We start from the raw sequence: 18,945 nt of genomic DNA, 5'->3' as shown, positions 1-18,945 counted from the left end.
GTTCAGAAACGCAGTCTGAAACAGGCCGTCACGTATATCTGAAATCTTGGATGGAAGACGCGGGAGGTCAGTCGGCGCTTGGTAATCGGCGCATCGTGAACTCGATCATGTCGCCGGGGCGTTCACACCAGCTTTCGATCTCTGTCCAGTAAGCCTGCTTGGGCCAGCGCTCCAGCCATTCGCGCGCTTTGTCGCGGGCCTGCGCGCGCGGCAGTGCAAAACTCTCCCGTAGAAATCCGTCGCGTGGCAGACGACCCGTCCTTGCGCGATGTTTGTCGAGGCTGCGTTTCAGCCCTTCCAGGGGTGGTTTTGCGGGCACACGCACGAAAGAACTCCTTGACCCGATTGATAAGAAGCTTAGGCAACGCTGTTGAAAAATGCGAGTCATTTGTGGGGCTGTCCGTTTCCTGCGGCGTTGCGTAGGATCGGGCGAAAGGAATGATGATGGAAAGACCAGAACTCCCTACCGGATTGCCGGACGATATCGAAGAAAAAAAAGCAGCCGCGCGCGCCTGGTTCGAGGAACTGCGCGACAAGCTGTGTTCAGCCTTCGAAAATCTTGAAGATGAGCTGACCGGGCCTTTGTCCACGCGCACGCCGGGCCGCTTCGAGCGTACGCCCTGGGAGCGCGACGGCGGTGAAGGCGGCGGGGGCGTCATGTCGATGATGCATGGCCGCGTTTTCGAGAAGGTCGGTATCCATGTCTCGACGGTTCATGGCGAGTTCTCTCCCGAGTTCCGCAAGCAGATACCGGGCGCGGAGCAGGATCCCCGCTTCTGGGCCTCGGGCATTTCGCTGATCGCCCATCCCCAGAACCCCCATGTGCCGGCCGTTCACATGAACACCCGCATGGTGGTGACCACCAGCCAGTGGTTTGGCGGCGGCGCAGATCTGACCCCGGTGCTTGACCGTCGTCGTTCGCAGGAAGACCCCGACACCGTGGCCTTTCACAAGGCCATGCGGTTCGTGTGTGAACGTCATGCCGGGATTGTCGACTACGAGAAATACAAGGCCTGGTGCGACGAGTATTTCTACCTGCCGCATCGCAAGGAGCCACGCGGCGTGGGCGGCATCTTCTATGACTGGCTCAAGACGCCGGACGAGAAGGGCGGCTGGCAGGCCGACTTTGATTTTACCCGCGATGTTGGACGCGCCTTTGCCGTCGCCTATCCGCATCTGGTGCGCAAGAACTTCAACACCAACTGGACCGAGGCCGACCGCGAAGAGCAGCTCGTGCGCCGGGGCCGTTATGTCGAGTTCAACCTGCTTTATGACCGCGGCACGATCTTCGGACTGAAGACCGGCGGCAATGTGAACTCCATCCTGTCCAGCATGCCGCCAGAGGTGAAGTGGCCCTAGCCGTAGCTGGCCGCTCAGTCATGCGATGCGGGCTGGCGTGATCTTTCGCTAAGAATATGCGGGCGGGTGGGGTTCCTTGACGGGAGCCGGCCCGCCCGTTTTCTTCAGGGGCGCATGGTGGCGAGTTTCAGCCCGAACCCGACGAACACCGTTCCGGTCACGGCTTTCAGCCAGCGCTGCATGCTGGCGCTGCCGCCAAGCGACTTCATGCTCGAGAACAGGAGCACGAGCGCCGAGAACCAGAGCACGTTCAGCAGCGAATGGATCGCCACCAGCGCAAACGCCCAGGACGTTGCATCCGCGCTTGCCGGAATGAACTGCGGAAACGCAGCGAGATAGAACATTGAAACCTTGGGGTTCAGCGCGTTGGTCAGGAACCCTTCGAGCCCCGCCTTGGCGAGCGTGCGCCGCCTCTTGGCCGGGGTGATGGAGTGCGGTGCCGCAAGACCGCGCCATGCCTGCCAGAGGGCCTTGACCCCGATATAGCAGAGATAGGCCGCGCCCAGCATTTTTACGATGAAGAAGAGCTGGGCCGACTGCACCAGAATGATCGATATGCCCAGAATGGAAAGAAGGCCGTGCACATAGAACGCGGCGAAGAAGCCCGCGACATTGGCAAAGCCCGCCGCCTTGCCGGAAGTCGGCACGGTTTTGGCGATCAGCACCCCGTTGGGGCCGGGTGACACGACGAGAAGCGCTGCTACGAGAGTGAAGGTTCCAAGCTCAAGCAGTGTCATCAAGGTCACCTTGTCGGTTCATGCGGGACTGGGTGTGATGCTATATAGAAGGCAGTCTTTCGTTTTGTCCATCAACGGTGGAGCCGCGCTGCCCCATGCTGAAGATGCCCAGTTCCATCACCGGCCTCGTGTCTCACCCCTTGAGTGGCGATACGGTTTTGCAGCACGAGATTGCCGCAGAGCAGGCGTCGTCTCTGGGGCATGCAGGCCGGCGGGTCGAGAAGGCGCTGGCGCGGCTTTCCGAAGCGGATGAGAGTGATGCGGAGGCGCGCGACCGCCTGCTTCACGCCGCTGCTGATGCGGTTCATGGCTATTTCATTCAGCGCGAGCTGTGCGGAATGCGCAGGCATGACGATGTCATCAAGGACATGGCCATCCCGGGCAGGGTTCTGGCCCGATTGGGCGCGACCTGACAACCAGGCGGCATCCGCTCTCTGGTCTTGCGAATCCCGTATTCTGGCCCGCTTGCCGTTGCCGCGTTGCGATGGCAGTCCCGGTTTGCAAACAGATGCAGGCAGAAGAGATTACGCAATGGAAAACCGGTACGGCACGCTGGCCTCCTGGGTCTATCACCTCGACAAGCCCATAGGCCGCTCCTTCGGCGATATCGGGTTTTATCGTGATCGTCTGGCAGGCTGCAGCGGTCCCGTCCTTGAGCCTGCGGCTGGCAATGGCCGGGTGCTGATTCCGCTTCTTGAAGCTGGCTTCGATATTCGTGGTTTCGACGCGTCGGACGAGATGGTCGCCCATTGCCGGGCGGAGTGCGCGAAGAGGGGGCTGTCGGCGCCGGTCGATATCCAGCGCTTCGAGACGTTCTCCTACCCTGAGCGATTTGAGGCCATCATCATTCCCGCCGGCTCTTTCCAGCTTGTCACGGAGCCGGAGGCAGCGCTTGGCGTCCTTCGGCGATTCCATGACGCTCTTTGTGCGGGCGGACGCCTGCTGCTTGATCTCGATCCGCTTGCTTCACTCGCCGATACGTCCCGCACCGCGCGTCACTGGCGCGACGGGGACAGTCTTCTGACACTGTCGGAGCAGCGTGTGGAAACCTGCTTCCAGCGCCAGACCATGCTTTCCCACCTGCGTTACGAGCAGTGGCGCGATGATGTTCTTGTGGCGAGTGAGCTGCAGCTCTTCCATCTGCGCCTATGGGGCGTTCTGGAGATGGAACTCGCCCTGAAAGCCGCGGGTTTCAAGGAAATTCGCGTCCATGGCGACTATTGCGCCGATGAGGAGCCGGGGCCTGAGGCAGCCAGCTTCACCTTCGAGGCGGTCGCCGGCGCGTGATCTGGACGGCAGGTGCCAGGATGGTGGGAGGCGCGTTCGTTGAAAAATAAGAGTTTTTCACTCATCTTTATTCGCTGTGTTTTACCCGCGACAATCTGCCATCTAAAGCCGCCCCCGTCTGGACAAGTTCCTGCGTGGCGCATAGAAACCATCGAAAAATGCCGGGGGTAGAACCGGGCAGCTTTGCCATGCGTGGTAAAATGCCCGTGTTTGAGGTGCAATGAGGCTTCCCGACCGGCCGAACTGAGGTGAAAGGATCGCAGTCCCGTGAGCGCTACCGATTCGACCGAACATACAAGGCGTGACTTTCTTTATGTCGCCACAGGCGTTGCCGGTGCCGTTGGCATCGCCGGCGTCGCATGGCCGTTCATCGACCAGATGCGGCCAGATGCGTCCACCCGGGCGCTGGCGTCTATTCAGGTAGACGTGTCCGGCGTTGAGCCCGGCATGTCCCTGACCGTGAAATGGCGCGGCCGGCCTGTGTTCATCCGCAACCGGACTGAGAAGGAAATTGAGGAAGCCAAGGCTGTTGCTCTGGCCGACCTCAAGGACCCGATCGCACGCAATGCCAACATTGCTGCCGATGCACCGGCGACGGACATCGACCGCTCGGCGGGCGAGGGCAAGGAAAACTGGCTGGTAATGGTTGGCGTCTGCACCCATCTGGGCTGCGTGCCGCTCGGCCAGGCCGGTGATTTCGGCGGCTGGTTCTGCCCGTGCCATGGTTCGCACTACGACACCGCTGGCCGCATCCGCAAAGGTCCGGCTCCAGAAAACCTGGCGGTTCCGACTTTTGAATTCGTGTCCGACACCGTCATCCAGGTCGGCTAAGGCTTGGCGAGAGGGGATTTTCAATGAGCGCTGGACATTCGACCTATACGCCCAAGACCGGCCTCGGCCGCTGGATGGATGCGCGTTTGCCGCTTCCGCGTCTGGTCTATGATTCTTTCGTGGCCTATCCGGTGCCACGCAACCTCAACTATGCATACACCTTCGGCGGCATCCTTTCGCTGATGCTGGTGGCGCAGATCGTGACCGGCATCGTGCTGGCCATGCATTATGCGGCCAACACCGAAGTCGCCTTTGTTTCCGTCGAGAAGATCATGCGCGACGTCAACTCCGGTTGGCTGCTGCGCTACCTGCACTCCAACGGCGCGTCGATGTTCTTCATCGCCGTCTATGTGCACATCTTCCGCGGCCTCTACTACGGTTCCTACAAGGCGCCGCGCGAGATGCTGTGGATCCTCGGCTGCATCATCTACCTGCTGATGATGGCGACCGCCTTCATGGGCTACGTGCTTCCGTGGGGCCAGATGAGCTTCTGGGGCGCAACGGTCATCACCGGCTTCTTCACCGCCATTCCATTGGTGGGTGAGTGGATCCAGCAGCTGCTTCTGGGTGGCTTCGCCGTCGACAACCCGACGCTGAACCGCTTCTTCTCGCTGCACTACCTGCTGCCCTTCATGATCGCCGGCGTTGTCGTCCTGCACGTGTGGGCGCTGCATGTGACCGGTCAGACCAACCCGACCGGCATCGAAGTGAAGCAGAAGACCGACACCGTGGCCTTCACGCCCTATGCGACCGTCAAGGACGCGTTCGCCATGGTCGTGTTCATGCTGCTGTTCGCCTACTTCGTCTTCTACATTCCGAACTACATGGGTCACCCCGACAACTACATCGAGGCTGACGCTCTGAAGACCCCGGCGCACATCGTTCCCGAATGGTACTTCCTGCCGTTCTACGCGATCCTGCGTGCGATCACCTTCAACATCGGACCGATCGACTCCAAGCTGGGCGGCGTTCTGGCCATGTTCGGCGCCATCGCGGTTCTGTTTGTCGTGCCCTGGCTCGACACCTCGAAGGTTCGTTCGGCTGTCTACCGTCCGTGGTTCAAGCTCTTCTTCTGGCTCTTCGTCGTGAACGCCGTCTTCCTCGGCTGGCTCGGCTCGCGTCCGGCAGAAGGCATCTACGTGGCGATGGCACAGGGTGCGACGCTGTACTACTTCGCCTTCTTCATCGTGATCATGCCGGTTCTCGGTCTGGTCGAGACGCCCCGCCGTCTGCCCAATTCCATCACGGAAGCGGTGCTTGAGAAGAAGTCCTCCGCCGGCGCGCCGGCCACCGAACAGGCAAAGGGCTGAGCGAGAGAATGCGCAAAGGGATTTTCGAAATGAAGAACGTCCTCAACGGATTGGCCGCGCTCGGTCTCGGTCTGGCTGTCGCTACGGCAGCCGACGCCGCCGAGTTCCCGATCAAGAAGCCGGTCGAGCAGGACTGGTCGTTTGCCGGCCCGTTCGGCACCTACGACAAGGGCCAGCTGCAGCGCGGCTTCAAGGTCTACCGCGAGGTCTGCGCGGCGTGTCACTCGATGAATCTTGTGGCGTTCCGCAACCTCACCGATCTCGGCTACTCCGACGCCCAGGTGCGTGCGATTGCAGCCGAGTATGAGGTCGAGGACGGTCCGGATGATGCCGGTGACATGTACATGCGCCCGGCAAAGCCGTCGGACCGCTTCCCGGCTCCGTTCGCCAACCCGCAGCAGGCTGCCGCCTCCAACAGCGGTGCAGTCCCCCCGGACTTCTCGCTGATTGCCAAGGCGCGAGCTGTCGAGCGTGGTTTCCCGACCTTCGTCTTCGACATCTTCACCCAGTATGCCGAGGCAGGCCCGGATTACATCCACGCCCTGCTGACCGGTTACAGTGACGATACCGAGGGACACGAAGTTCCGGCTGGCACCTACTACAACCCGTACTTCCTCTCCTCGGCTTCGCTGGCCATGGCGCCGCCGCTCTCCGAGGGCATGGTGACCTATGATGACGGTGCGCCCGAGACGGTCGATCAGTATGCGCGCGATATCTCCGCGTTCCTGATGTGGGCAGCCGAGCCGCACATGGAAGCACGCAAGTCCACGGGCTTCGTGGTCATGATCTTCCTTCTGCTCTTCGGCGGTCTGGTCTATCTGACCAAGCGCAAGATCTGGTCCGACGCACACTGACGCGCCGTCCACATAAAGAGATTTGAAAGGGCGCCGCCGGCGCCCTTTTCTTTTGCGCGATGATGCAGTTTACAGTCAGGTGAAAACGCCTGATCTCGCGCAGACAGGGCAACAGCAGACCATCTGCCGTTTCATCGTTCTGTGTGAAAGGTGAAGCGGACAATCAGGCGAAACAGGGCAGGGCACATGGCAGCTTCGCAGACACTTCAGGAAACCCTTCTTTCCGCAATCCGCACGATCCCGGACTATCCGAAACCCGGCGTGATGTTCCGCGACATCACCACGCTTCTGGGCAATGCACGCGCCTTCCGCCGTGCGGTGGATGAGCTGGTGCACCCCTATGCCGGCACCAAGATCGACAAGATCGCGGGTATCGAGGCGCGTGGCTTCATTCTGGGCGGCGCCATGGCGCACCAGCTGTCGTCGGGCTTTGTTCCGATCCGCAAGAAGGGAAAGCTGCCGCACGACACCGTGCGCGTGGCCTACAGCCTTGAATACGGCATCGACGAGATGGAGATGCACAAGGACGCGGTGAAGCCGGGCGAGAAGGTTCTTCTGGTCGATGACCTGATCGCCACCGGTGGCACCGCCGAAGGCGCGGTGAAGCTTCTGACCCAGATGGGTGCGGAAATCGTCGCAGCCTGCTTCGTGATCGATCTGCCGGACCTGGGCGGCCGCGCCAAGCTCGAAGCGCTTGGGGTCGATGTCCACACCCTGATCGCCTTCGAAGGCGATTGAATACTGTTGTTCCTTGAAGTTTTTCAGTATACCCTCGTAAGGAGTTGTTTTTATTTAATTATATTATAATTTAGATATATATAGATGAGATTGTCTTTTTTGTTGGTGCTCTTCGCTATTGGCGGAGAGCTCTCCACTGCGTGTTTGGCGCAGGAGGGGGCCGTCATTCATTTTCCTGTCGGCTCGACGGGAGACGCGGAAACCGATGCTCAGTGGGGGCTTGCCCGGATCAATGCCCACCTGGCTCACAGGGCCGGGTTCACGGGCGGGGGCATCCTGGTCGGCTTGCTCGACAGCGGAGCCGACGCTTCTCATCCAGAGCTTTTCGGGCGGGTTTCATCGAAGTCGTTTGATCTTCGTGGCCTCATGTATGGCAGCAGTGACCGTGTTGGACACGGCACGATGGTGGGGAGTGTTCTGGTCGGGAACAGGGACGGAAACGGTATGCATGGAGTGGCCTATGACGCCACGCTCATGTCCGTTCAGTTGTCGCAGTCCGACCCTCTCGATCTCACATTCGCTTTCTCCTTCATGTATGCGGTGGAGATGGGGGTCGACCTCATCAATGCTTCGTTTGGGCTGCAGACCTACGTGCCTCTGTACCCCGACGATGATCCCGGGGTTCTCAGCCCTCTGCGTTACACTCTGTTTGCGGTGCATGAAGCTGCCGGTGCGGGGATCCTGACAGTTTGGGCGGCGGGCAATCATGGCCGTGAATCTGTTGCGCTTCTTCCGAGCCTCCCGCTTGTCTTTCCTGAACTGGAAAGCACCACGCTTGCCGTCACCGCAGTCAATACGGATGGGCGGCTCGCCTATTACGCCAACAAATGCGGCTTCGCCGCCCGTTGGTGTCTGGCCGCGCCTGGCGGAGAGGCCGGTGCATCAAATGGCATCTATGCGGCCCGGACAGGGGGAGGTTATCTCTCCGGCATGGGCACTTCGCTGGCTGCACCGCATGTCACCGGCGGGCTCGCAATCGCGCGTCAGATGTTTCCGCAGGCTGATACGCGCGACATACGCAAGCTGATCCTTCGCACCGCGCTCGATATCGGTGATCCGGGCGTTGATCCGGTTTTCGGCTGGGGCCTACTGGACCTGGGCAATCTGACGGAAACCATTTCCCCGGCCGGGCGCAGTATCTTTGCCGCTGCTTCCCGCAGCAGGCACATGGCGATGGCGCAGGCGGCACGCGCGCCTTTTGAGACTATGCGGCGACGCGCGCCGCTAAACGACCGGCTCTGGATGAGTGGCAGTTTCCTGCATTCCAGAACTTCCGTCTCACCCGGTTTTCCAGAGGCGCGAGCGAGCATCAGGACGCTCTACACGGGTGTCGATCTGATCGATCAGGTCAATGTTACCGCCGGCATTGGCGTTGGCTACGCTGAGGTGGACACCAGTGAGCGTGCCACTGCCAACACCGCGCATGCGAAAGGCGTGCATGGTTTCGCCTATGGGACCTGGGATATTGGCGACTGGCGCCTGCGGGCCAGCGCGGGCGTCAGCCGTTTCTGCCAGACCTACACGCGGCGCACCATCCCGGGGCTTGCCGGCACGGTGACCGCGCTGGGCCAACCGGTGGCGCAGTCACACAATGTCGCCCATGGTGGTTTCGGAACGATGGAGACCGGTTATCGGCGGGCTTTCGGTTGGGGGGACGCAACGCTCTTTGCGCATTTGTCGGGGATCACCCAGCGCTTTGGACCGGCACATGAAACGGGGCTGGAACTGCTCGGTCAGACTGTGAGCGCCGGCCGCATCACCACGGTTGAAACCGGCCCGGGCATCCGCCTGTCCGGCAGGTTCGGTCTGGCGGACTGGGAGGTCGAGCCGGGACTGGAGCTCGCTTACGCGCGTGTTCTCAAGCCGGGCGCTTTCGCGGTCGATACCACGCTTCTCGGCCGTGTGCTGGAAGCGCGGGCCGAAGGGGTGGGGCGTGACAGGCTTGATATCGCGGCGAAGCTGGATCTGCATTTGCCGGAAACCGGTGCGTCCGCCAGAATTGGCTATGCCGGCGCGTTTTACGGGGCCGGCAATCAACACCAGGTTTCGCTCGGCCTGTCGGTCAGCTATTGACTGCGGCCTTCATCAGAACGCCGTTGTCGAACTGCATCACCGTTTCGCCGTCGCCATTGCAGGCGGCGGCCATCAGCGTCACCAGATGCCAGCCGGGGCGTGAGGCGAGCGGACGATGCGCCGTTGCCGTGCGCGTGAAGGTGATCGTGTCGCCTTCAAAGACGGGCTTTAGCCATTTCAGGTTGGAGAAGCCGGGGGAGGGGCCGAATTCGGGTTTTTCGCCGGGGCCGTCCCATGCGCCATGGGCGTCGCGTTCAATGCCTTCGAGATTGTAGCGCATCCACATGGAGCAGGTGTGCCAGCCAGAGGCGCACAGCCGCCCGAACACGCTGTCGCGTGCGGCTTCCGGGTCCGTGTGGAAAGGCTGCGGATCATAGGCGCGGGCGAAGGCGATGATCTCCTCGGCGCTGAATGTGTGCGTGCCCAGCGTCACGGTTTCGCCAAGCCGCAGGAAACGGTCGATACTCATGCTGCCGCTCCCGTCGCACGCATCCTGAACATGATCGGGTTCTCCATCTCCATCACCGTCTCCCCGCGCTGGTTGGTCACCAGATGGCGAAACGTCACCAGGCCGATGCCCGGGCGCGATTTGAGCGGACGGCGCTCCAGCACCGTTGTCTGGCCGCTGAGCGTATCTCCGGCGATGACGGGGCGCTTCCAGCGCGCGTCGGTGATGCCGGGCGAGCCCTGAGACGTGGAATCGACCAGAAACGCGTCATAGAGCATCCGCATGAACATGGCGCAGCTGTGCCAGCCGGAGGCCGCCAGACCGCCCAGTATGCTGGCCTTGCCGGCTTCTTCGTCCAGATGCATGGGTTGCGCGTCGAACTGTCTTGCAAACGCGATGATCTCTTCTGCGCTCACGGTCTTCTCGCCGAACGGGATTGTCAGTCCCGGCTCAAGATCCTCGAACGCCCACTTCTTGTCTGTCATGATTGCTTCCTGTTCAGGCTTGAACCTTATGGCCGCAAGCGCGGCCTTCTTCAAGGACCTGGCCCTAGAGCCAGCCGCGCCCCTTGAAATACCAGAAGGGAAGCACTGCCGAGAGGACCATCACGACAAGGGCCAGAGGGTAGCCATAGGTCCATTGCAGCTCCGGCATGAACTCGAAGTTCATGCCGTAGATCGATGCGACGAGGGTGGGCGGCAGGAACACCACCGCCACCACCGAGAAGATCTTGATGATGGCGCTCTGTTCGATGCTGATCATGCCAAGCGTGGCGTCGAGCAGGAAGTTGATCTTGTGGGAGAGGCTGGAAGCATGAACGGAAAGCGCTTCAACATCGCGCGACAGCGTCTTGATATGGGCGCGCAGCTCCTTGCTGTTCTTTGCCGATACGGCGCTGAAAAAGGTGGCAAGACGCTGCATCGTGAGCAGGCTTTCCTGCAGGTTGGCGAGCAGGTCTTCCTTGCCGCCGATCCTGCGCAGAATGATCTGAAAACTGCGGTCGCGGCTGGACGCTTTCTTTTCCGACGGATGGAAAATACCCTTGGAGAGTTCCTGGACTTCGCGGCCGGCGCGTTCGAGAATGTCCGCGAGCCGTTCCACCACGGCGTCGAGCAGGTTGATCAGAACCGCCTCGCCGGTGGCGCAGCCAAGGGCGCTCTTCTCCGCCCGTTGCGGAAATGTCTGGAACGCGCGGGGCTCGTGAAAGCGTACGGTGACCAGCGGCTTGCCCGGCGACAGGATGAACGTCACCGGCCCCATCTCGGGCTGATCCTTCTCGCTCTGTGCGGGCAGGGTGGTGGTCATGAAGTGCGCGCCGTCTTCGCTGTAGAGGCGGCTGGAGACCTCGATCTCCTCCATGTCCTTGCGGTTTGGCACGTCGATGCCGAGCCAGTCCTCGACGGTTTTTTCTTCTTCGTCGGTTGGGGCGAGCAGGTCTAACCAGACGATCTTTTCACGCTCGGCGTCTGCAAATTCGACAGGCTTAAGGCGTTGGTTCTCAAAAATAAAAGTCTTAATCACATCTACTCTCCTGCAAAATCCCGGGGCGAGCATTTCCGGCTATTGTGACGCCGTCAAGACATGATGCCGGGATGTGCAGAAGACAGGGGGTGCAGCCTGTCGGCGACACCCCCGTTTTTCATCGTGGTCCGTGGTGCCTCAGGTGTTGAACTTGAACAGCATCACGTCGCCATCAACCACGACATATTCCTTGCCCTCGTCGCGCGCCTTGCCGGCGTCACGGGCGGCGACTTCACCGCCAAGGGTCACGAAATCATCATAGCCGATGGTCTGGGCGCGGATGAAGCCGCGCTCGAAATCGGTGTGGATCACACCGGCAGCCTGCGGGGCCTTGGCACCCTTGTGCACGGTCCAGGCGCGGGTTTCCTTCGGGCCGGACGTGAAGAAGGTGATCAGGTCGAGAAGTTCGTAGCCGGCCCGGATGAGGCGGTCGAGGCCCGGCTCTTCCAGTCCCATGGCGTCCAGATACTCGACGGCTTCTTCATCGGAAAGCTGGGCGACTTCGGCCTCGATGGCGGCGGAGATGACGACGGTGCCGGCACCCTGCGCAGCAGCCATCTCTTCCACGCGCTTGGTCTGGGCGTTGCCCTCGGCTGCGTCGCCTTCCGCCACGTTGCACACATAGAGAACGGGCTTGGAGGTGAGAAGGTTCAGGCTGCGCAGGATCTTCAGATCTTCGGCTGCAATGCCGTCGAGCAGCACGCGCACCGGCTTGCCGTCCTGCAGCAGTGCAAGCGACTGCTCCATCATCGGCAGAAGCGTCTGGGCTTCCTTGTCCTTGCCGGTGGCGCGCTTCTGCATCTGCTGCGTGCGGCGCTCAAGGCTCTCCAGGTCGGCAAGCATCAGCTCGGTCTCGACCGTCTCCGCATCGGCGACCGGGTCGATCCGGCCTTCCACATGGGTGATGTCGTCATCCTCGAAGCAGCGCAGCACATGAACGATGGCGTCCACTTCGCGAATGTTGGCGAGGAACTGGTTGCCGAGCCCTTCACCCTTGGACGCGCCACGCACCAGGCCGGCGATGTCGACAAAGGAAATGCGGGTCGGGATGACCTCCTTGGAGCCGGTCACGGCGGAGATCTTCTTCAGGCGCGGGTCGGGCACCGCCACCTCGCCCGTATTGGGCTCGATGGTGCAGAAGGGGTAGTTGGCGGCCTGTGCGGCTGCCGTCTTGGTGAGCGCGTTGAAGAGCGTCGATTTGCCAACATTGGGCAGACCGACGATGCCGCATTTGAAACCCATTTCCTATTCCTTCTGGCCGAGGAGTTTCTTCAGCATGGCCGCCATGGGGCCATTTTCCGGTATTGAGGCCGATGGCCCCTGTTGCCGCGCCTGGCGAATGTGGCTCTGCTTCCGGGCGGGCTTCTTTTCCTGTTTGGCGGCCGGCTCAGCGCCGGACCCTTTCACCGCGAGGCTGACGCGGTTCATGAAACCCGACTCGTCACCCTCGGCCAGCATGGCGATGTTGTCCGCCACCGTGTCGAGAAGCGGTTCGAGCCAGGCCTGGTCCGCCTTGGCGAAATCACCCAGAACATGCGCATTCACACGCGCCTTGTCGCCGGGATGGCCAATGCCGATGCGCACGCGGCGATAATCCTTGCCGCAATGGGCGTCGATGGACTTGATGCCGTTGTGTCCGCCCGAGCCGCCGCCGGTCTTCAGGCGCAGCTTGCCGGGGGCAAGGTCCAGCTCGTCATAAAAGACGATCAGGTCTTCAAGACCGACCTTGTAGAACCGCATGGCTTCGCCGATCGCCTGGCCAGATAGGTTCATGAAGGTCTGCGGTTTGATCAGCAGCACCTTCTCGCCGCCGATGCGCCCTTCGGCCACCAGCGCGTTGAATTTCTTTGACCATGACGAAAAATTATGGCGGCGCGCAATCGCGTCCGCCGCCATAAAACCGACATTGTGCCGGTGCCGTTCGTATTGCTGGCCGGGATTGCCGAGCCCTGCAATAAGCAGCATGAGATCTTGCAGGAAAGGGGAGGATTACTCCTCGCCCTCGCCCTCCTTCTCTTCCGAACCGGCTTCTTCGCCCTCGGCAGCTTCTTCCGACTTGAGGCCGGCCGGTGCTGCGACGGTTGCGATGGTGAAGTCGCGGTCGGTGATGGTGGGTTCCACGCCTTCCGGCAGCTTGACTGCGGAGATATGCGCGGAATCGCCGATATCCATGCCAGCCAGATCAACCTCGATGTACTCGGGGATCGCCGTAGCCGGGCAGGTGAACTCGACTTCGTGACGAACGACGTTGAGAACGCCGCCGCGCTTGATGCCGGGTGCGGTTTCTTCATTGATGAAGTGAACCGGCACGTTGACGGTCACGACGGTGCCCTTGCCGATGCGCAGGAAGTCCACATGCATCAGGAAGTCGCGGACGGGATCAAGCTGGTAATCCTTCGGGAGGACCTTGATCTTCTTGCCGTCGACGTCGATCGTCGCGATCGTGGTGAGGAAGCCACCGGCGTGGATCTTCATGAACACTTCCTTGTAGGGAAGCGTGATGGAGATGGGGGCATCCTTGTCGCCGTAGATCACGGCGGGAATCTTTCCGTTGCGCCGAATAGCCCGGGCGGACCCCTTACCGACCCGTTCGCGCGCCTCGGCCTTCAGCTCATAGCTCTGGCTCATGGCCTGTCCTTTCATGTTGTGGAGCGCTTTCAGGCGAACCTGAAAACGTGAAAGCTGTCCGAAACGGAACCGGACGGCGCTACAAGCGCTGCCTGAAGACCGAATTGTATCGGGCGAACTTCCATCCGCGGTGCCTCCAAGGGTGTCTACGCGGACGGCGGGTCTATAGCCGATGGAGGGGGCGTGCGCAAGGGCGCAACGCCTTTTACGGCACGGCGGCGGGCTGTATCGGCTGTGTTTCCTGCCGACCCGGCTTCTCACCGCCCGTACGCGCATCATACGCAGCGCGTGCGGCCTCCATCCGGCCCGCATTGTCGAGTGCGAACTGTTGCAGCACGGAAAGCGGTTCGGCGAGTTCGTGACCGAACGGGGTGAGTCGGTATTCCACGCTGGGCGGCACCGTCGGATATTCGATGCGCTCCACGAAACCGTCACGCACCAGCGCGCGCAGCGATGCGGTCAGCACCTTCTGGGAGATGCCGTCCACGCGCCGTTTCAGCTCGTTGAAGCGTAGCGGTTCCCCGCGCAGGCGTCCGATGATGAGCGATGTCCACTTGTCGCCGATGAGGGACAGGATTTCGCTGATCGGGCGGCAGCTCTCGGATATGTGCCCATGACGCGGTTTCATAAAGGTGCCTTCTTGCAACGGGTTTCCTGCTGTCAGATATAGGCCTGGTTACCAAAGGATACCACCGGGATTTTGACCCCGGCCGGACAGAGGAATGAAAATGAAGAAAGTTTTGGTTCTCGTCGGCTCCAATCGCAGGGAGTCGATCAATCTCAAATTCGCGCAGGCGCTTGAGAAGCTTGCGGAGGGTCGGCTCGAATTCGAGTATTTCGACCTGTCCACGCTGCCGATGTACAATGATGACGACGCTGCGGATTATCCTGCGGCTGCTCAGCACCTCAAGGATCGAATCGGCGCAAATGATGGTCTTCTGATCGTCACGCCGGAGCACAACCGTTCCATTCCCGCCATTCTGAAGAATGCCATCGACTGGGGTTCGCGTCCCTGGGGCATGAACAGCTGGACCGGTCGGCCGACCGCCGTTGTGGGCGCCAGCCCGGGCGCAATGGGCGCCATCGCCGCGCAGATCCACCTGCGCTCCATTCTGGTAAGCCTTGGCGCAACGCTGATGACCAGCCCCGAGGTCTATCTGCAGATGAAGCCCGACCTCATCGACGGGAACAACGACATCACCAATGAGGACACCAGGGCCTTCCTGGCCGGGTTTGTCGACAGGTTCTCTGCGTGGGTCGGCGCTGATGCGGAGCGCGCCGCCGCCTGACTTCATCAGGCAAGAGGCATAAAAAAAGCCGGCCACAGGGGCCGGCTTTTTTTGTGTCGATAGCATTGGTTCAGTCGAACAGGCTCGAAACCGATTCTTCCGATGCCGTGCGCGAGATCGCCTCGCCGATCAGGTCGGCAATGGTGATCGTGCGAATGTTTGGTGCTGCTTCCACCGCAGAGCTCGGCTGAATGGAGTCGGTGATGACCAGCTCCTTGAGCCGCGACCCGCTGATGCGCGCTGCTGCGCCGCCCGAAAGCACACCATGGGTGATGTAGGCGGTGACGCTGGTTGCGCCATTGTTGAGCAGTGCGTCGGCCGCGTTGCACAGCGTGCCGCCCGAGTCGACGATATCGTCGATCAGCAGGCAGTCCTTGCCGCTCACATCGCCGATCACGTTCATGACTTCAGACTCACCCGGCCGGTCGCGGCGCTTGTCCACAATGGCAAGCGGCGCATCGATGCGCTTTGCCAGCGAGCGCGCCCGCACCACGCCGCCCACGTCCGGCGAAACCACCATGACGTTGGAGAGCGTGTAGTTGGCCTTCACGTCGCGCGCCATCACGGGCACGGCGAAAAGGTTGTCGGTGGGGATGTCGAAGAAGCCCTGGATCTGGCCTGCATGCAGGTCCAGCGTCAGAACGCGGTCAGCGCCTGCCTGGGTGATCAGGTTCGAGACCAGCTTTGCCGAGATCGGCGTACGGCCCGATGTGCGCCGGTCCTGCCTTGCATAGCCGAAATAGGGCAGCACCGCAGTGATGCGGCGGGCCGAAGAACGGCGGAAGGCATCGATCATGATGAGAAGTTCCATCAGGTGATCGTTGGCCGGATATGCGGTCGACTGCAGGACGAAGACGTCCTCGCCGCGCACATTTTCCTGGATTTCGACGAAAATTTCCTGGTCCGCGAAACGTTTGACCGTCGCTTTGCCAAGAGAAATGTTGAGATAGCGGGAGACGGCCTCTGCCAAAACCCGGTTGGAATTGCCCGCAAAGAGCTTCATGGAATGTCCTCGGAGAACGCCTTGACGCTTGCCCGCGCTTTTAACGGGGTGAGACTGCATTGCAAAGGGAATGACGGAAAAAAACGCATTTTAAGGCAGAACTGTGTGGAAATGTCCCACCTGCTGTTCTTCGCGTCTGTTATCCGGTTTTCTTCCCGAACCAGTTTTTGTCGGCTATCGAGTTGCAAAGGCAGTTTAGGCCCCTCGGGGGCCTGCGGCTAGCCCTGCCGCTGCGCAAGCCAGGCGGTGAGCTGGCTCATCGTGGAGTCTGCCACAGCTTCCATCGTCGTGCTGGTAACGGAAGACCAGCCATCGCCGCTGCCGCCGGGAGCTGCCTGCTGGCCCTGAATGCGGTGGAGCCGGTTGCCGGACGGATCGAGCACATCCCAGACATAGATCACCGTGGTCTTGCCGCCATCGGCGATCGCCGAGAAATAGCCTTTCATCACCATCGGTGCGCTGGTGCCCTGCGGCACGATTGCTATGCCGCTCTGGCGGGCCCGCGCTTCCAGACGGCGTGAGAGCGCCGGTACGGCCTGCGCGGTCGCGCCGACAACCGGGGCGAACTGGATCCGCTGGTTGCCCGTGACGGCCTGAATGGGTGCTGCGGCAGCCTGTGTGGCGGGCTCGGACGTGGCTGCGAGCGCAGTCGCCAAAGGCGCTTCCTGTGGTGTCGCCGCCTGCTGCGTAGCCGCGCCGGGAACGGATGCGTCCGGCGTCGGCCCCGAATTCATGTCGAGCACGGAGCCCGTGTTGCAGCCGGTAAGGCTTGCAGCACCCAAAAGGGCAAGACCCGTTATGATGCGCTTTGCGTGAATGCGACGGTCCCCCGGATACTCTTGGTTGTGCATCGTCATATTGCCTCTACCGGGTGATCAGGTCCAGCCCGTAGCGCGAAAGCGGCTCGGGGGCTTCATCCGTTGTCAGGTAGGTGCGGCCAAGGCACATGGCGTTGCCGGATTCCGAATCCATGATGATCATGTGCGCGAACAGCGTCATGCCGGGCGCGATGGGTTCGCTGTTGCCGGCATAGAACATCTGCGGATCCATCCAGGAAGGCGCAAAGCGGGCACCAAGGGAATAGCCGCAGGCATTCAGCCTATGCTTGGTCAGGCCATGGGCCTCCATCACGCGGGCGTGCGCGTCAAACACGTCACCGAATGTGTTGCCCGGCATCATCGCCTTCTGCACGGCGGTCAGCGCATCGCGCGCGGCGTCGAACAGTTCCTGATGGCGCTTGGAGACCTTGCCGGTCAGCACGGTCTGCATCATCGCCGCGTGGTAATGGTGATAGACGCCGGCCCATTCGAGTGTGAGCTGGTCGTTCTTGTTGAGCTTGCGGCGGCCAGCCTTGTAGCGGCACAGAAGCGCATCTTCGCCCGAACCGATGATGAACTCATTGGCCGGGTAGTCGCCGCCACCGGCCAGAACCGCGCCCTGCATGGCGGCGAGAATGGCGGCCTCGTCGCCTCCCTGCTTGATCAGGGGGAGGGCGGCGTCCAGCGCCTCGTCACCGAGTTTGGCGGCCCGCTTCACCTTTTTGATCTCGGCCTCGCTCTTGAAGAGCCTGAGGCGGCTCACGAGGTCGGAAGCGTCTTCGATCTTGCCGAAGGTCTGGAGCTGCTCGTCCAGCAGGCGCGTGTTGCGACCGGTCAGGCCATGTGTGTCATACTCCACGCCGATGCGCGCGCCCAGAAGATCGAGATCATTGAGGAGATTGCGCAGGTCGGCGGCCGGGTTGGCGTCGTGCCGGTCGGTCCACAGAACGATGTTCTCGATGGTGGAGGTGTGCCGCGCCTGCCGCAGATCGGCCGAACGCGTAAGAAGCACCATCGAGCCATCGGCCTTCACCACAAGGCACTGGAAGAAGCAGAAGCCGAACGTGTCGTATCCGGTCAGCCAGTACATGCTCTCCTGAGCGAAAAGCAGCATCGCATCGAGCTTGCGCTCGGCCATTTCGATGACGAGGCGATCGCGTCGGGAATCGAATTCTGCCTGTTCAAAATGAAGCGCCATCAAATGTCCTCCAAGACGATCGCTGAAATCTGGCGTCCGTAATCGACTTCACCGCGATGCGTGGCGCGGCGATAGGAATAGAAATGCTCTTCTTCTTCATAGGTGCAGCGGCCAAGCTGTGCGGCGTTCACGCCCGCCGCCGTCAGCCGCGCCACCGTGTAGCCGTTGAGGTCGAACAGCGCGTGGCCCGGCTTGTCCGACGCGCGAAACCAGATCTGATTGGCCGGATTGTGGTTCACGAACCGCTCGACGAACTCCGGCCCCACTTCATAATTTGCCTGACTGATGGAGGGGCCGAGCACGGCGGTGATGTTCTCCCGCTCCGCGCCAAGCAGCTCCATCGCCGCAATCGTGTTTTCCAGAATGCCGGTCAGCGCGCCTTTCCAGCCGGCATGGGCGGCGGCGATGACCCGCGCCGTGTCGTCGGCAAACAGGATCGGCCCGCAATCGGCGGCCAGCGCGCCAAGCGCAAGGCCCGGCCGGTTTGTCACCAGCGCATCGGCCTGCGGGCGTTCGGAACCGAATGCCCCGTCGACGATGATCGCATGCGGCGAGTGAACCTGATGGACTGTCAGGAGATTGTCGGGCGCAACGCCCAGCCATTCGGCCACGCGGCGGCGGTTTTCCGTCACCGTTTCGCGCTCGTCGCTGGACCCGTAGCCGACATTCAGCCCGTCATAAAGTCCGGTCGAGACGCCGCCTGCACGGGTGAAGAACCCGTGCGCCACGCCATTTTTCCCGGCGCGGTCCAAAAGCGGCGACCGCAGGGGCTCCGGTCTCGTATTCTCGTGCATGCGCCGCCTTCTCAGATAGTCTCAAGCGGGCGGATCGTGAGGCAGGGGCGAAACCAA

The 18,945-nt window shown here is 61.5% G+C and carries 22 protein-coding genes; 9 read left to right on the top strand and 13 right to left on the bottom strand.

Annotated features, from left to right (window positions below; all coding sequences use genetic code 11):
- Nucleotides 1–67 precede the first annotated feature (67 nt).
- Complete coding sequence (locus tag ACRTG1_RS08120; protein WP_113155827.1) at nt 68–325, bottom strand: hypothetical protein; 258 nt, start codon at nt 323–325, stop codon at nt 68–70.
- Between the two features lie 119 nt (nt 326–444).
- On the opposite strand from ACRTG1_RS08120, the gene hemF reads away from it, so the two are divergent.
- Complete coding sequence (hemF, locus tag ACRTG1_RS08115; protein WP_206544320.1) at nt 445–1,359, top strand: oxygen-dependent coproporphyrinogen oxidase; 915 nt, start codon at nt 445–447, stop codon at nt 1,357–1,359.
- Nucleotides 1,360–1,463: 104 nt separating this feature from the next.
- On the opposite strand, the gene ACRTG1_RS08110 is transcribed toward hemF, so the two are convergent.
- A complete protein-coding gene (locus tag ACRTG1_RS08110) occupies nt 1,464–2,096 on the bottom strand; it encodes a LysE family translocator (protein WP_206548253.1) in 633 nt (210 codons plus the stop codon).
- A 95-nt stretch (nt 2,097–2,191) separates the two neighbouring features.
- Here ACRTG1_RS08110 and ACRTG1_RS08105 point away from each other — a divergent pair, with 95 nt between their 5' ends.
- The 7 genes from ACRTG1_RS08105 to ACRTG1_RS08075 all read left to right on the top strand — a co-directional run bounded on the left by ACRTG1_RS08105 (nt 2,192) and on the right by ACRTG1_RS08075 (nt 9,189).
- The gene (locus ACRTG1_RS08105) at nt 2,192–2,509 is read left to right on the top strand and encodes a DUF6665 family protein (protein WP_206544033.1); all 318 of its coding nucleotides are present in this window, start codon (nt 2,192–2,194) and stop codon (nt 2,507–2,509) included.
- 118 nt (nt 2,510–2,627) lie between these two features.
- Entirely contained in the window at nt 2,628–3,383 is a 756-nt protein-coding gene (locus ACRTG1_RS08100) for a class I SAM-dependent methyltransferase (RefSeq protein WP_432516053.1), read from the top strand.
- Nucleotides 3,384–3,650: 267 nt separating this feature from the next.
- The gene (gene petA / locus ACRTG1_RS08095; RefSeq protein ID WP_113155823.1) at nt 3,651–4,214 is read left to right on the top strand and encodes a ubiquinol-cytochrome c reductase iron-sulfur subunit; all 564 of its coding nucleotides are present in this window, start codon (nt 3,651–3,653) and stop codon (nt 4,212–4,214) included.
- A gap of 23 nt (nt 4,215–4,237) precedes the next feature.
- On the top strand, nt 4,238–5,524 hold the full coding sequence (locus tag ACRTG1_RS08090; protein WP_113155822.1) for a cytochrome b: 1,287 nt from the start codon (nt 4,238–4,240) through the stop codon (nt 5,522–5,524).
- A gap of 29 nt (nt 5,525–5,553) precedes the next feature.
- Nucleotides 5,554–6,378 carry a cytochrome c1 gene (locus tag ACRTG1_RS08085; RefSeq protein WP_206544031.1) on the top strand — a complete coding sequence of 275 codons (825 nt, stop codon included), beginning with the start codon at nt 5,554–5,556 and terminating at the stop codon, nt 6,376–6,378.
- 186 nt (nt 6,379–6,564) lie between these two features.
- Nucleotides 6,565–7,116: an adenine phosphoribosyltransferase gene (locus ACRTG1_RS08080; RefSeq protein ID WP_113155821.1), complete on the top strand. Its 552-nt coding sequence runs from the start codon at nt 6,565–6,567 to the stop codon at nt 7,114–7,116.
- A gap of 84 nt (nt 7,117–7,200) precedes the next feature.
- Nucleotides 7,201–9,189: a S8 family peptidase gene (locus tag ACRTG1_RS08075; protein ID WP_432516052.1), complete on the top strand. Its 1,989-nt coding sequence runs from the start codon at nt 7,201–7,203 to the stop codon at nt 9,187–9,189.
- Here ACRTG1_RS08075 and ACRTG1_RS08070 read toward each other — a convergent pair.
- From ACRTG1_RS08070 to ACRTG1_RS08040, 7 genes are all read right to left on the bottom strand, one after another.
- The gene (locus ACRTG1_RS08070; RefSeq protein ID WP_206548249.1) at nt 9,179–9,658 is read right to left on the bottom strand and encodes a MaoC family dehydratase; all 480 of its coding nucleotides are present in this window, start codon (nt 9,656–9,658) and stop codon (nt 9,179–9,181) included. The genes ACRTG1_RS08075 and ACRTG1_RS08070 overlap by 11 nt on opposite strands.
- Complete coding sequence (locus ACRTG1_RS08065; RefSeq protein WP_113156391.1) at nt 9,655–10,122, bottom strand: MaoC family dehydratase; 468 nt, start codon at nt 10,120–10,122, stop codon at nt 9,655–9,657. The genes ACRTG1_RS08070 and ACRTG1_RS08065 overlap by 4 nt, the downstream gene beginning before the upstream one ends.
- A 64-nt stretch (nt 10,123–10,186) precedes the next feature.
- Entirely contained in the window at nt 10,187–11,158 is a 972-nt protein-coding gene (corA, locus tag ACRTG1_RS08060; RefSeq protein WP_113155818.1) for a magnesium/cobalt transporter CorA, read from the bottom strand.
- A gap of 138 nt (nt 11,159–11,296) precedes the next feature.
- Nucleotides 11,297–12,400, bottom strand: coding sequence for a redox-regulated ATPase YchF (gene ychF / locus ACRTG1_RS08055; RefSeq protein ID WP_113155817.1), 1,104 nt, complete (start codon nt 12,398–12,400; stop codon nt 11,297–11,299).
- Between the two features lie 3 nt (nt 12,401–12,403).
- Nucleotides 12,404–13,123 carry an aminoacyl-tRNA hydrolase gene (gene pth, locus ACRTG1_RS08050; protein ID WP_113155816.1) on the bottom strand — a complete coding sequence of 240 codons (720 nt, stop codon included), beginning with the start codon at nt 13,121–13,123 and terminating at the stop codon, nt 12,404–12,406.
- Between the two features lie 24 nt (nt 13,124–13,147).
- Nucleotides 13,148–13,786, bottom strand: coding sequence for a 50S ribosomal protein L25/general stress protein Ctc (locus tag ACRTG1_RS08045; RefSeq protein ID WP_206544027.1), 639 nt, complete (start codon nt 13,784–13,786; stop codon nt 13,148–13,150).
- 205 nt (nt 13,787–13,991) lie between these two features.
- The gene (locus ACRTG1_RS08040) at nt 13,992–14,414 is read right to left on the bottom strand and encodes a winged helix-turn-helix transcriptional regulator (protein ID WP_283799509.1); all 423 of its coding nucleotides are present in this window, start codon (nt 14,412–14,414) and stop codon (nt 13,992–13,994) included.
- 100 nt (nt 14,415–14,514) lie between these two features.
- On the opposite strand from ACRTG1_RS08040, the gene ACRTG1_RS08035 reads away from it, so the two are divergent.
- On the top strand, nt 14,515–15,075 hold the full coding sequence (locus ACRTG1_RS08035) for an NADPH-dependent FMN reductase (protein WP_206548246.1): 561 nt from the start codon (nt 14,515–14,517) through the stop codon (nt 15,073–15,075).
- A gap of 70 nt (nt 15,076–15,145) precedes the next feature.
- Here the strand turns inward: ACRTG1_RS08035 and ACRTG1_RS08030 are convergent, their stop codons facing one another.
- From ACRTG1_RS08030 to pgeF, 4 genes are all read right to left on the bottom strand, one after another.
- Complete coding sequence (locus ACRTG1_RS08030) at nt 15,146–16,078, bottom strand: ribose-phosphate pyrophosphokinase (RefSeq protein ID WP_206544024.1); 933 nt, start codon at nt 16,076–16,078, stop codon at nt 15,146–15,148.
- Between the two features lie 218 nt (nt 16,079–16,296).
- Nucleotides 16,297–16,935, bottom strand: a complete 639-nt coding sequence (locus tag ACRTG1_RS08025; protein ID WP_432516051.1) for a hypothetical protein — start codon at nt 16,933–16,935, stop codon at nt 16,297–16,299.
- A gap of 7 nt (nt 16,936–16,942) precedes the next feature.
- The gene (locus tag ACRTG1_RS08020) at nt 16,943–18,094 is read right to left on the bottom strand and encodes a M24 family metallopeptidase (protein ID WP_297564041.1); all 1,152 of its coding nucleotides are present in this window, start codon (nt 18,092–18,094) and stop codon (nt 16,943–16,945) included.
- Complete coding sequence (gene pgeF, locus ACRTG1_RS08015; protein WP_432516050.1) at nt 18,094–18,888, bottom strand: peptidoglycan editing factor PgeF; 795 nt, start codon at nt 18,886–18,888, stop codon at nt 18,094–18,096. The genes ACRTG1_RS08020 and pgeF overlap by 1 nt, the downstream gene beginning before the upstream one ends.
- Between the last annotated feature and the right edge of the window lie 57 nt (nt 18,889–18,945).

Source organism: Nitratireductor sp. PBL-C9 (genome assembly GCF_050877045.1).
Taxonomy (GTDB): domain Bacteria; phylum Pseudomonadota; class Alphaproteobacteria; order Rhizobiales; family Rhizobiaceae; genus Nitratireductor; species Nitratireductor aquimarinus.
Note: the sequence above shows the minus strand (reverse complement) of the source record. Positions and strands in the feature narration are given on the sequence as shown.

Bases quoted from the DNA above. Each gene is read 5' to 3' on its own strand.
- hemF (WP_206544320.1), top strand. From the start codon at position 445: ATGGAAAGACCAGAACTCCCTACCGGATTGCCGGACGATATCGAAGAA.
- ACRTG1_RS08110 (WP_206548253.1), bottom strand. From the start codon at position 2,096: ATGACACTGCTTGAGCTTGGAACCTTCACTCTCGTAGCAGCGCTTCTC.
- ACRTG1_RS08105 (WP_206544033.1), top strand. From the start codon at position 2,192: ATGCTGAAGATGCCCAGTTCCATCACCGGCCTCGTGTCTCACCCCTTG.
- ACRTG1_RS08100 (WP_432516053.1), top strand. From the start codon at position 2,628: ATGGAAAACCGGTACGGCACGCTGGCCTCCTGGGTCTATCACCTCGAC.
- ACRTG1_RS08090 (WP_113155822.1), top strand. From the start codon at position 4,238: ATGAGCGCTGGACATTCGACCTATACGCCCAAGACCGGCCTCGGCCGC.
- ACRTG1_RS08085 (WP_206544031.1), top strand. From the start codon at position 5,554: ATGAAGAACGTCCTCAACGGATTGGCCGCGCTCGGTCTCGGTCTGGCT.
- ACRTG1_RS08080 (WP_113155821.1), top strand. From the start codon at position 6,565: ATGGCAGCTTCGCAGACACTTCAGGAAACCCTTCTTTCCGCAATCCGC.
- ACRTG1_RS08075 (WP_432516052.1), top strand. From the start codon at position 7,201: ATGAGATTGTCTTTTTTGTTGGTGCTCTTCGCTATTGGCGGAGAGCTC.
- ACRTG1_RS08070 (WP_206548249.1), bottom strand. From the start codon at position 9,658: ATGAGTATCGACCGTTTCCTGCGGCTTGGCGAAACCGTGACGCTGGGC.
- ACRTG1_RS08065 (WP_113156391.1), bottom strand. From the start codon at position 10,122: ATGACAGACAAGAAGTGGGCGTTCGAGGATCTTGAGCCGGGACTGACA.
- ychF (WP_113155817.1), bottom strand. From the start codon at position 12,400: ATGGGTTTCAAATGCGGCATCGTCGGTCTGCCCAATGTTGGCAAATCG.
- pth (WP_113155816.1), bottom strand. From the start codon at position 13,123: ATGCTGCTTATTGCAGGGCTCGGCAATCCCGGCCAGCAATACGAACGG.
- ACRTG1_RS08045 (WP_206544027.1), bottom strand. From the start codon at position 13,786: ATGAGCCAGAGCTATGAGCTGAAGGCCGAGGCGCGCGAACGGGTCGGT.
- ACRTG1_RS08040 (WP_283799509.1), bottom strand. From the start codon at position 14,414: ATGAAACCGCGTCATGGGCACATATCCGAGAGCTGCCGCCCGATCAGC.
- ACRTG1_RS08035 (WP_206548246.1), top strand. From the start codon at position 14,515: ATGAAGAAAGTTTTGGTTCTCGTCGGCTCCAATCGCAGGGAGTCGATC.
- ACRTG1_RS08030 (WP_206544024.1), bottom strand. From the start codon at position 16,078: ATGAAGCTCTTTGCGGGCAATTCCAACCGGGTTTTGGCAGAGGCCGTC.
- ACRTG1_RS08025 (WP_432516051.1), bottom strand. From the start codon at position 16,935: ATGACGATGCACAACCAAGAGTATCCGGGGGACCGTCGCATTCACGCA.
- ACRTG1_RS08020 (WP_297564041.1), bottom strand. From the start codon at position 18,094: ATGGCGCTTCATTTTGAACAGGCAGAATTCGATTCCCGACGCGATCGC.
- pgeF (WP_432516050.1), bottom strand. From the start codon at position 18,888: ATGCACGAGAATACGAGACCGGAGCCCCTGCGGTCGCCGCTTTTGGAC.